Genomic DNA, 9,806 nt, shown 5'->3' on the forward strand with positions numbered 1-9,806 from the left:
AATGCGGCTGGCTTATGGAATTTCTATTTGGACGCTTCTTAAAAACAGATGGAAAGAGCAAAATCCCCTCTAAACATTGCTTTTGTTTCCCAACAGGTCTAATAATGTCGATATTGTGCAGGGTATGCCTAATCGAATTTTGATATTGGGAGATTTCTCGCATAACGATGCTCAGAAAGCTTTAACAGAAGGCTGGAAAGAAATTGTGACTGCTTGTCGTGGTTGGCTGAGAGATAATTTGCAAATTGATGATGAGGGTTGGTTTAACTCTTGGACAAGATGGCAAGTTCATGCTTGGGAGGTATTTTGGGGTAGTGGGCTAAGTATTGAGTTAGCGATGCGCGATCTGGAAACTCGGAAGTTGCGGCGGGCTTGGACTGTGCCGAATTGGAATGGTGAAAGTTCGAGTTTGTCGGGGCATGATGCGATCGCGCATCCAAATATGGATAATTTAGGAACGAATGAAGCAGAAATTAAAAGTTTTTACAAGAGGCTTGCGGAAGTTCTCGATCCTTCTGGTAATAAGAATGATCGCGCTTATATCAATGAAAATGAGCGATTGAGTATTCCTGAATTAATCAAAAGATTGGTTACTTATGGAGCGATCTCTAAAAAAATCCATCGCGATCTTTATGCGCCGACTTTTCGAGAAGTGCTTCGCAAAGATGATAAATCGGGTGCGACCTATTGGACAGGCTGGTTTATGGGTGATGGCGATAAGGTCGGTGAACATCTCAAGAGGCTTACAGATAAGGCTAGCGTTACTCAGTTTAGCCAGTCTTTGAGGGCTTGGGGTAAACAATTTCAAACAGATTTCGATAAAAAAGGGCGTTTAGTTTATGCAGGAGGAGATGATTTTCTCGGTGTGATGTATGGGGACAAACAGACTCCTAAATTAGATAGTCGTGAAGTGATTGAATGGTTGCTGGATTTACGTGATAGTTGGGAACTAGGAAACCTTGGAATTACGCTCAGTGTTGGTTTTGTGTGGGCGGGGCATAGTGTACCGCAGCGTGATGTGTTGCAGCATTGCCGCGAGGCTGAGAAATTGGCTAAGAGTTTGGGGCGCGATCGCGTGACAATTCGGGTTCTGTTTAACAATGGGCAGTTTGTGCAGTGGACTACGCCTTGGAAATATTTGCAATGGTTAAAGGCTTATCGCGATCGCAATGACAATACTGGCAAAGATGCGAATTGGAGCCATGTGTATACGGATCTAGCGCAACTTAAAGCTCGTCATGCGATTCCACCTGCGACTGCGGAAACAGCTAATGATGCGATCGCGCTTAATTTATTTGGGTTGTATTTTGGTGAAGGGAATCAAGAAATTCTCTCTCAACAACGCGGACAAATTACAGGGTCTGAAGATCCTAAATCGATGATCGAATGGATTGATGGCATGATTAAAGTGGGGTGGCAGTTATGTTCAAATTCCTAATTGTGATACGTCCGTTGGGGTTGCTCTATGGCAGTGCTGGCGCATTTCTTTCTCCTGAAAACCTTGTTGGACGCTCTGGCGCAAAATTTCCACCTGATGCAGGGACGCTTTCGGGGTTGATTTTGGCGACGAATCAGGAGCAGAAGTTTACCGATCATCAAGAGCTGAAAACTAATCTGGCTGTAGCTGGAGCATTCTGGGCGGAGTCAGATCATCCTGAAAACTTCTTTGTGCCAATCCCGCGATCGCGCATTGTGGGCGAGAAGAACAAGGATTTTGATGAGTGGGCGCTAATCAATAACAAATGGGAGCGTCAACATCCCGATCTCGATCCTGAATATCAATGGCAGAGTATCAACTCTTGGCACAAGCAAACCCCACAGCTAAAGCGTCCTGAAAAAGGCAAGTTGAATGATGTTGGCAAAACTCCTTGGGAATTCATGCCGATTTTGCATCCCTATCTCAAGGATAATGAGAAACATGTGCGCGATCGCGATGGATTGTTTTTAGAGAATGCTGTGCAGATGCGTGAAGATAGCTGTTTGGTTTATCTCTCGACGCATAAATTGCCTGATGGTTGGTATCGCTTTGGTGGTGAGAGTCACATTGTGGAAATCACCAGTCAGGCAATTACGGATCATAGTTCGATCTGCAAGTTACTGAAGCAAAAAATCGGGCGGAGTTTTGCGCTGATTACGCTTGCGGTGTGGGGAAGTAACAATCTCTCGACTCGCTATCCTAACGATGTGCGCTTTAGCAACAAACGTCCTGAGATGCTGACCGATCGCCCTGAGCCTTGGCGTTATCGTGTGGGTAAGGGTGAGGCGCAAAACAAACGAGCAAGTAAGCTGAGCATTGGTCGCTATGCCGTGCCTGCGGGAACGGTTTATGTGGTCAAACATCCCCTCGATCTTACTTGGTGGGATTTTCCGCCTGAGTGATTTGCGTCGGGTGAGGGGCTACCGTTGCGGCAGTTTGGTTGTGGGTTGTGCTTACCTGTAGAAATCAAAATCGAGTCTAAAGTTGAGCTTAAAGTTGACCAAAAAATTAGACAAAAAGGAGAGGATTAATGTACAAAAAAGCCTATGGAATTATTGAAACCCTTGCCCCTTTGCATGTTGGCGCTGCCGCAGGTGAGGAGTCTAGTAATCTCAATTTGATTTTTCGCGATCAATTTACGCAGATAGGGATTATTGCTGGGAGTTCGATTCGCGGACGCTTTCGGGCGGATATGCGCGAGGCGGATAAAGGTTCAGAGAATACATGGTATGGACATGAATCTGTGGAGGGTAGACCTGATGGCGGGACTACGGAAGCGATCGTCAAATTTGAATATGCTTCGCTGGTTTGGTTGCCTGTATTTTGTCCAGGACAGCCTGTAGTTTGGATTAGCTGCCCAAGATTGCTCAAGCGCTACAAACTGATTACGGGATCTACAGACGCTATCCCAAAACCTTACACGGCGGCGAAAACTCTGCGGGGTCGTCAAATTAGCGATCGCGGTACTGCTAAACAAATCCTATTTTTCAATCTTGGATTTATGGAAATCGAGCAGCAAATCGAAGCCGAAGCAATGCAGAAATGGATTCCTACTGGTGCAGATCTGGCGGTTGAGAGTTTGGTGGTGGTTGGTGATAACGATATTGCGATGTTGCATGACATGGCTTTGTATCGCCAGAGTCGCATCAAAATGATGGACGACATGAAAAAGGTGGATGGAGGAGCCTTTTTTAATGTGGAGGCTTTGCCAGAGGGAAGCGTTTTAATATTTCCGATCGCTTTGAAGGAAGTAGGCTGGAAACCTTTTGGCGATAGCGCTTCACAGGATATGTATTTTGGTGGTTTGGAGTCGGTTGGCTTTGGTCGTTGTAATGTCACACTTGCAGGAGAGTATCAGTAATGGCTTGGAAAACCTATGATTTGGATCGCATTGCTCAAAGATTGGTTCTAGATGCGAAAGAACGCGATAAAGATTCTTTGGGGCAAGCCTTTAAGATGCGTGTCGCTGTGGCTTATGACTTGGAAAGTTTCTGGGGTGAGCATTTGCGCTTGCAAGATAAAGAACCGAAAAAAGCTAAGTATTGGAACGAGACATGGAATCAGCTTGTGGCGGTGATGGTAAAAGCAGGAGTGAAAATTCCTAACGATACTGTAAAGGCAGAAGATGCTAAGGCTGTCCGAGCTATGGCTGAAAAACTGTGGGAAATAGACATCCAAGATCAACGGGTGGCGATCGCTGTGCTGACGCAACTTTGTGACTGTCTGGTTTGGTGGACTCAGCGCTATAAGAAAAAATAGTTTTTAGGGACTAAAAAGATGTCAAATATTCCCGATGCTTACAAAAAAGTGCCGATGATGTTTCAGGCGCAAACGAATGGGCGCTGTCAATTGCAGCGCCTTGATACAGAGCGCAAAGCAGATCCGAAAAAAAATAAACCTAGAGAACCTCAAGATGCTGAGATCTGGTGTGAAGAGTGGACAAGTGAAACTTATCCTGTCGCGCCGATATTTGATGAGCCAGTCAAAAAGCAAGAATATACGATTAGTTGGCGATTTGTGACGAATTCAGGTCAGGATGATGGCGTGATTCGTCCTGTTATTGGTGCGTCTGGCTATTCCTTTTACCCAGGTTCGAGTATGAAGGGAGCTTTTCGTCAGGCTTGCAATCGGTTATTTAGCGATCGCCTTGGAAAATATTGTGGACAGGAGATTTCTAAAGGAGACTTCTCCCCAGGGATTTTGCGTTTTCATGGTGGTTATCCTACAGACGATAGTTGGTGTGATGGGTTGGTTGATTTGGTTCACCCACAGCAAGAACGCCAAGTTATGAGCAGTACTGCCAAAAGCAGTGCATTTATCCAGATTTCGCTCTATCAACCCACAATTCAGTTTGGAATTTCGGCTTCGGAGGAGCTTGATGAGTCTGAGTGGGATGAGATCTGGCAGATTTGGGAAGCGGCGATGGGTCGTGGGATTGGTTGTCGGGTTTCCGCAGGTTATGGTCATCGCGATCAATTAAAGGGTGAGTTGTTGTATCCGCCGCATCTTTTGAAAGGGCAGGGGATGGCATCAAAGCGCTTAGATGAATCTGGCGAGTTTCGTCCCAATATTTTTCGAGCGGCGATTCGTGGTCATGCGTTGCGGATTTTTGGTGGTTTGACGGATGCGGAGACAGCAAAGCGAGAAGTTGAGAAAATTTTTGGCGGTGTTTCAGGGCATGGTGTATGGGGCTTGTTGATGATGAACTTTGTCACAACTAGCCTTGACGAGAAATTATTTGGTAATGGTCAATGGGAAGTGCCTAGCTATAAGGTAAAAGGCGAACTCGGTTGGCTATTGTCACAAGAGGTTGCAGAAGAACATAAGACGGCTTTAAAAAATCTAATTTTGCATCTGAATCAGTTTGCGATGATCTTTGGTGGGTTCGGGAAGTCATGACGTAGAGCCGATCATCGGTTGTTTTATGAGGAATATTACGAAGAGAATAACTACAGGAAGCCGCTAATTGGTTGTCATTGGCAGTGGAAGAAGGGGCGTTATGGGCGTGATGTTAAGGTTTATAGCCCAAAATATGTAGCAGGTTTTCTAGATAAATTGCAGGATGCAGCTAAAGCTTGGTTACAATTACAAGGTGTTAAGTTGACTGCAAGTTATGCTACTGGTTAGCGAGAGGCTTGGCATCCTGACAAGGTAATGGTTTGGGGCAAAATTGCAAGTAATAGAGAAAGTTCTGAAGCAATTCAATGGTTACATGGGGCTTATCAAAAGAGGGACAATAAAGCCCAAATTTCTGAACTATCCATTTACAAATCTTCTGTAACTGGAAGAGTGGGACAGATTGGGCGTTTGTGGCATCGGATGTATCCTTTGATGAAGTTGGAGCCAGATCCTAATGATTCAGCAAAAAAGATTCCCAAACCAACTGCTAGTTATCTTGAGCTATTAACGATCTTTCCAGATGGTTCTGAAGATTGTTTGAATTTTCTTGATTTTCTTACAGATGATGGTCAGTTTAAACAGCTATGGGGAAAGCCTTGGGAAGTAGATGAGTAAAGCCTTATACAATTAATTGGAGCTTAAGAAAGATGTCTGTAGTTTGGATTGTGACGACGGGTAATAGTGATGTCAAGCTGACAGATGATACTGGCTGGGGAGCCTTGCGGATTAAAAAAATGGAGCAGTTATATCCCTGTGAGAATTATTTTTCACCATCAGAAGAGAGTAATAGTGATTTGTTGACTTTGCCAGCAAGGGTAATGGGAATTGCTTATGGTGATGCAATTGAGACATATTGGGAGCGTTTGACTTTTTCTTTATTGGATGGCTTTTGTCAAGAATTTAAGACTGAGAAAAGGAATAAGCCCGATCGCATTATTGTTTTGCTGACCGATCAGGAGGCGATTTTTGATGCTTGCAGTCGCGGTGATGCTGCTTGTCCTTATTGGCAGGATAAATATACGCTTCAGCCGATTTTGAGACATTATTTTACGCAAATGTTTGGCGAAAAGTTTGCCAATGAAAAAATTGAATTTTCAGTTTTGAAGCCGCAACAGGGGGCGGATGGGTTAGATGACTGGGATGCGACATTGACGCTAGTAAAGGCGGAGTTGGCGAGATGGGAGGAAAATAAGTGGATTTCTAAGAGTGATCGCGTGATTGTGAGTCATCAGGCGGGGACTCCTGCGATTTCTTCGGCGGTGCAGTTAACTTGTTTGATTCGCTTTGGTAAAAAGGTGGAGTTTCTGGTTAGCAGTGAGTTAGCGCCAGATAAGACAAAGTTTTTAAAGGGTTCGTCCTATTTTGAGACCTTGCAATTTAAGAAGTTAGAGAATTTGCTGGCAAGGGATGATTATGCTGGGGTGGCTAGTGTTGTGGACAGTCTGGGTTTAGAGGATTCGGTGCTGAAGGTGAGGTTGGATCATTTGCTGGAAGTGGCTAAGTTGTGGAATGCGGCTAAGTTTGATGAGTTTGCTAACAGGATGAGTTTGGTGACACCTAGCCGAGTTAGGGAATGGTGGTGGAAGGGTTATGAGATGGCTTATTTGGCTGTGGTGAGGATGAAAAATGGCGATCCGACTGAGGCGCTTTTTCATAGTGTGAGGGCGATTGAGGGTTTGATTTGTGAATGGGCGATCGCGACTCATGCTTCTAATATTCACTACAGTTTCATTAAACTGGATCGTAATGGTAATCCTGCGCTTGATGTAAGAGGTAACAAAATTCGAGAGTATGATTCTAGGCGTTATCGTGGTGATAAAGAAGGTTCGCCAATTGCAAAACATACGATTAATTCTAGATTTAAATATCCAAATCAGAAGGATGATTTAAGACGTAATAAGCTTGGCTTGTATGGGCGAGTTCTATACACGCTATTTGAATCTACATTTGAACCGAGTTCACGGTTAACGGATCATCCAATTTCGATTGTTTGGGAACAGTTAGCGGATGAACGCAACGAGTTATTTCATCGGTTAAGGGGAATGACTCCTCAAGAGGTTTATGAGGCTTGGGGTAAAGGTAATCAAGAGGAATGGGCAAAGGTTTTACTTGATTGTTTAAATTTAGTTGCTGGTCAGTCTTTTGCCTCCTTAAAATCTGCTAGTTTGATGTCACAGGTGCATAAGGATTTGGAGGAGGTGATTAAGGCGATCGCTGCTTATTAGCTGATGAGTTATTGTCAGTTTTGGCAGTATCAAAATTAGTCTCCTACTCGCTAGGGGACGCGATCTATTGAAAACACTACTTTCTTAGATACAAACCGAGCGCGGCAACCGTCTCCTACTCGTTAGGGGACGAGATCGATTGGAAACCGATCAAGCTCTTCAGGACTGGTCTTGACTGTGTCAATCTCCTACACGCTAGGGGACGCGATCGATTGGGAACGTGAAATACTGACGGTAATTCTTTTGCATTTCTAATTGTCTCCTACACGCTAGGGGACGCGATCGATTGGAAACAGCAGTGTGTTACGCAGAGGCACTTCCATTGTGCGGGCATCTCCTACACGCTAGGGGACGCGATCGATTGGAAACCCTACACCGCCAACTGCTTGACGAGTGTCGTAATGATTCCCCTACACGCTAGGGGACGCGATCAATTGGAAACTCAAAGTATTTGATTACAAACGGGGCAGGAAGTTCAGTCTCCTACTTGCTAGGGGACGCGATCGATTGGAAACAACATGCCATCAAGCAGATCGTAATTTTTTTAGTATCTCCTACTCGCTAGGGGATGCGATCGATTGGAAACTACTCTGCACGGACTGCTATCCAATTTATCGGTTTTGGTTTCCTACTCACTAGGGGACGCGATCGATTGGAAACTTTAGTTGCCATGATGCACAATTTGCGATGTTTCGATTCTCTGCGATCGCCTAATAAAAAAGCAGTCCGTCAAACAGGCTGCTTTTTTGTTGATTGCTTACTCACTCGAACAGGCGAATGAGATATCATAATGATCAGCAATTACAAATTTAGATCTTACTTCTTAATTTTGAGAGACAAGTAATTATGGTTGCAATAGTTGAGAAAGAAAAGACTTTAAACCAGAGCATCATTCTGAATGGATGGAAAACAGCAACTTGGGAAGACTTTTTGGAAATATCTCAAGCAAAAAACAACGATAAGTCGAAATTTTACTACTACCAAGGAAGTTACTACAGCGAAATGGGTGTTGGTGCAGATCATGCTTTTGATAATGATTTGATTGGTTTTTTAGTAAACCTTTACTGCATGATGTGTAAAATTCCTCTCAAGGGCTATACAAACTGTAGTTATCGCAAAGTGGGAATAAGGGAATGTCAGCCAGATATTTCTTATTATGTAGGCGATCGCACTCAGAATGCACCTCAAAGTAGCGCGATCGTCGATCTTGACGAGAGTTTACCCCCTGATATCGTGATTGAGATTGCCGATACCTCCTTGGGCTATGACCTCGGCGCAAAGCGCTTGCTATACGAAGAAGTGCGCGTCGGTGAATATTGGGTAATCGATGTCCAGAACATGAAAATCACTGCATTCCGCATTTTGCAGGGTTTAGGAAGCGAAAGGATTACAGAATCCTCAGTATTAGGTGGATTGCGATTGAGTTTAATAGAGGAAGCCTTGCAACGTAGCCGTGAAATAGATAATTCCCAAATTGGTTCTTGGTTTATGGAACAGTTAGGTTAAAGTGATGTTTTTCTCTGATTGCTCTTAATTTATTTCTCCTAATTGCTTGGGGACGCGATCAATTGGAAACCTTAACGGTGTTTTCTCTTGATCGCTCTCCAGAAACTTATGAAAGCGATCGCCTTTTAACTGATGAGTTACAGCAAATTGAGATCAAGAGCACCACAAATAACTTACCTGAGGCGCTGAAAAACGATACCGCAGTGATGGAAACAATTGAGAGCATTATCAGCAGTGATTAAATCGATAGCCACCGAGAGAGCGTCATCCAAAGCCGCATAAGTACGCGCCTTAGCAGAACGCAGAATTTCCTTTAATTTAGACCAACACAACTCAATCGGTGATAAATCAGGAGAGTAGGGAGGTAAGAATTTAACTTTCGCACCAACTGATTCAATTAATGCTCTCGCCGCCTTAGCATAGTGAACAGGTAAATTGTCCATCACCACAATTGCCCCAACCCACAATGCAGGTAGTAATACTTGCTCAATGAAAACCAAAAAACTAGCAGTGTTTAAGGCTCCTTGAAAAGACCAACATAACTCAATCGGTGATAAGTCTGGAGAATAAGGAGGTAAAAACTTGACCTTAGCCCCAACAAATTCAATTAAGGTTTTCGCAATTTCTGCGTAATGTACGGGCAAATTGTCCATAGCAACAATTGCTCCAACCCATAATTGAGGCAATAATATTTTTTCAATAAAAATTAAGAAGCTTGCAGTATTTAAACTACCTACAAAAGTCATTAAGTAGCTAAGCAAAATTAATTACATAAGTTGAACCAAAGTCTCGAAGAACTTTTTCAACATAAGAGACTAAACTTTCCCAAGATTCATATGCATTGAGTTCAATCCACTCATACTTCATGAAACGCCACAAAATTTCAATCAAGTTCAACTGGGGACTATAAGGGGGTAACTGGAAAATCTCAACTTGCTGGTTCTTCCACTGCTCTAATTTCTCTTGAATCAGTTGACTGGTATGAATAGAGGCTTTATCCATAACAATCACTGTTGGCTTGGTAGATTGACGAGCAAAGTCATCGATACAAGCGAGAATGACTGCACTGGTGATACTGCGTTCAAAAACATAAGCAGATAAGTCATTGTTTCGATTCATCAAACCCACGACATTTAACCTCTTACTGCGTTGACTGGGTAAGCTTAAACCCGTCCCTTTCTCTTGCCAAGCATAGGGAA

At 43.6% G+C, this 9,806-nt stretch carries 9 protein-coding genes and 1 pseudogene; 8 read left to right on the forward strand and 2 right to left on the reverse strand.

The window, feature by feature from the left end; translation table 11 throughout:
- Nucleotides 1–124: 124 nt before the first annotated feature.
- From H6F41_RS17980 to H6F41_RS18010, 8 genes and pseudogenes are all read left to right on the forward strand, one after another.
- Entirely contained in the window at nt 125–1,438 is a 1,314-nt protein-coding gene (locus H6F41_RS17980) for a Cas10/Cmr2 second palm domain-containing protein (RefSeq protein WP_190404839.1), read from the forward strand.
- Nucleotides 1,423–2,379 (forward strand): type III-B CRISPR module-associated protein Cmr3, encoded by a 957-nt coding sequence (locus tag H6F41_RS17985; RefSeq protein WP_242023109.1) that lies wholly within the window; start codon nt 1,423–1,425, stop codon nt 2,377–2,379. The genes H6F41_RS17980 and H6F41_RS17985 overlap by 16 nt, the downstream gene beginning before the upstream one ends.
- Before the next feature lie 128 nt (nt 2,380–2,507).
- Complete coding sequence (locus tag H6F41_RS17990) at nt 2,508–3,338, forward strand: RAMP superfamily CRISPR-associated protein (RefSeq protein ID WP_190404840.1); 831 nt, start codon at nt 2,508–2,510, stop codon at nt 3,336–3,338.
- Nucleotides 3,338–3,736, forward strand: a complete 399-nt coding sequence (locus H6F41_RS17995; RefSeq protein WP_190404841.1) for a hypothetical protein — start codon at nt 3,338–3,340, stop codon at nt 3,734–3,736. The genes H6F41_RS17990 and H6F41_RS17995 overlap by 1 nt, the downstream gene beginning before the upstream one ends.
- A gap of 18 nt (nt 3,737–3,754) precedes the next feature.
- Nucleotides 3,755–5,491, forward strand: a pseudogene (locus H6F41_RS19440) (RAMP superfamily protein).
- Nucleotides 5,492–5,523: 32 nt separating this feature from the next.
- Nucleotides 5,524–7,101 carry a hypothetical protein gene (locus H6F41_RS18005; RefSeq protein WP_190404842.1) on the forward strand — a complete coding sequence of 526 codons (1,578 nt, stop codon included), beginning with the start codon at nt 5,524–5,526 and terminating at the stop codon, nt 7,099–7,101.
- Nucleotides 7,102–7,669: 568 nt separating this feature from the next.
- Nucleotides 7,670–7,882: a hypothetical protein gene (locus H6F41_RS19445; protein ID WP_408962552.1), complete on the forward strand. Its 213-nt coding sequence runs from the start codon at nt 7,670–7,672 to the stop codon at nt 7,880–7,882.
- Between the two features lie 65 nt (nt 7,883–7,947).
- Nucleotides 7,948–8,607, forward strand: coding sequence for a Uma2 family endonuclease (locus H6F41_RS18010; protein WP_190404843.1), 660 nt, complete (start codon nt 7,948–7,950; stop codon nt 8,605–8,607).
- A gap of 173 nt (nt 8,608–8,780) precedes the next feature.
- Here the strand turns inward: H6F41_RS18010 and H6F41_RS18015 are convergent, their stop codons facing one another.
- Together H6F41_RS18015 and H6F41_RS18020 are read right to left on the reverse strand one after the other, a co-directional pair.
- Nucleotides 8,781–9,353 carry a transposase gene (locus H6F41_RS18015; RefSeq protein ID WP_190404844.1) on the reverse strand — a complete coding sequence of 191 codons (573 nt, stop codon included), beginning with the start codon at nt 9,351–9,353 and terminating at the stop codon, nt 8,781–8,783.
- 7 nt (nt 9,354–9,360) lie between these two features.
- Nucleotides 9,361–9,806: IS630 family transposase (locus H6F41_RS18020; RefSeq protein WP_190401965.1), on the reverse strand; the 446-nt coding region annotated here is incomplete at its 5' end.

The organism is Pseudanabaena mucicola FACHB-723, assembly GCF_014696385.1.
Taxonomy (GTDB): Bacteria; Cyanobacteriota; Cyanobacteriia; order Pseudanabaenales; family Pseudanabaenaceae; genus Pseudanabaena.

What these genes read in the sequence shown, in the direction of transcription:
- H6F41_RS17990 (WP_190404840.1), top strand. Translation starts at nt 2,508, where the DNA reads ATGTACAAAAAAGCCTATGGAATTATTGAAACCCTTGCCCCTTTGCAT.
- H6F41_RS18005 (WP_190404842.1), top strand. Translation starts at nt 5,524, where the DNA reads ATGTCTGTAGTTTGGATTGTGACGACGGGTAATAGTGATGTCAAGCTG.
- H6F41_RS17985 (WP_242023109.1), top strand. Translation starts at nt 1,423, where the DNA reads ATGTTCAAATTCCTAATTGTGATACGTCCGTTGGGGTTGCTCTATGGC.
- H6F41_RS19445 (WP_408962552.1), top strand. Translation starts at nt 7,670, where the DNA reads ATGCGATCGATTGGAAACTACTCTGCACGGACTGCTATCCAATTTATC.
- H6F41_RS17980 (WP_190404839.1), top strand. Translation starts at nt 125, where the DNA reads ATGCCTAATCGAATTTTGATATTGGGAGATTTCTCGCATAACGATGCT.
- H6F41_RS18015 (WP_190404844.1), bottom strand. Translation starts at nt 9,353, where the DNA reads ATGACTTTTGTAGGTAGTTTAAATACTGCAAGCTTCTTAATTTTTATT.
- H6F41_RS18010 (WP_190404843.1), top strand. Translation starts at nt 7,948, where the DNA reads ATGGTTGCAATAGTTGAGAAAGAAAAGACTTTAAACCAGAGCATCATT.
- H6F41_RS17995 (WP_190404841.1), top strand. Translation starts at nt 3,338, where the DNA reads ATGGCTTGGAAAACCTATGATTTGGATCGCATTGCTCAAAGATTGGTT.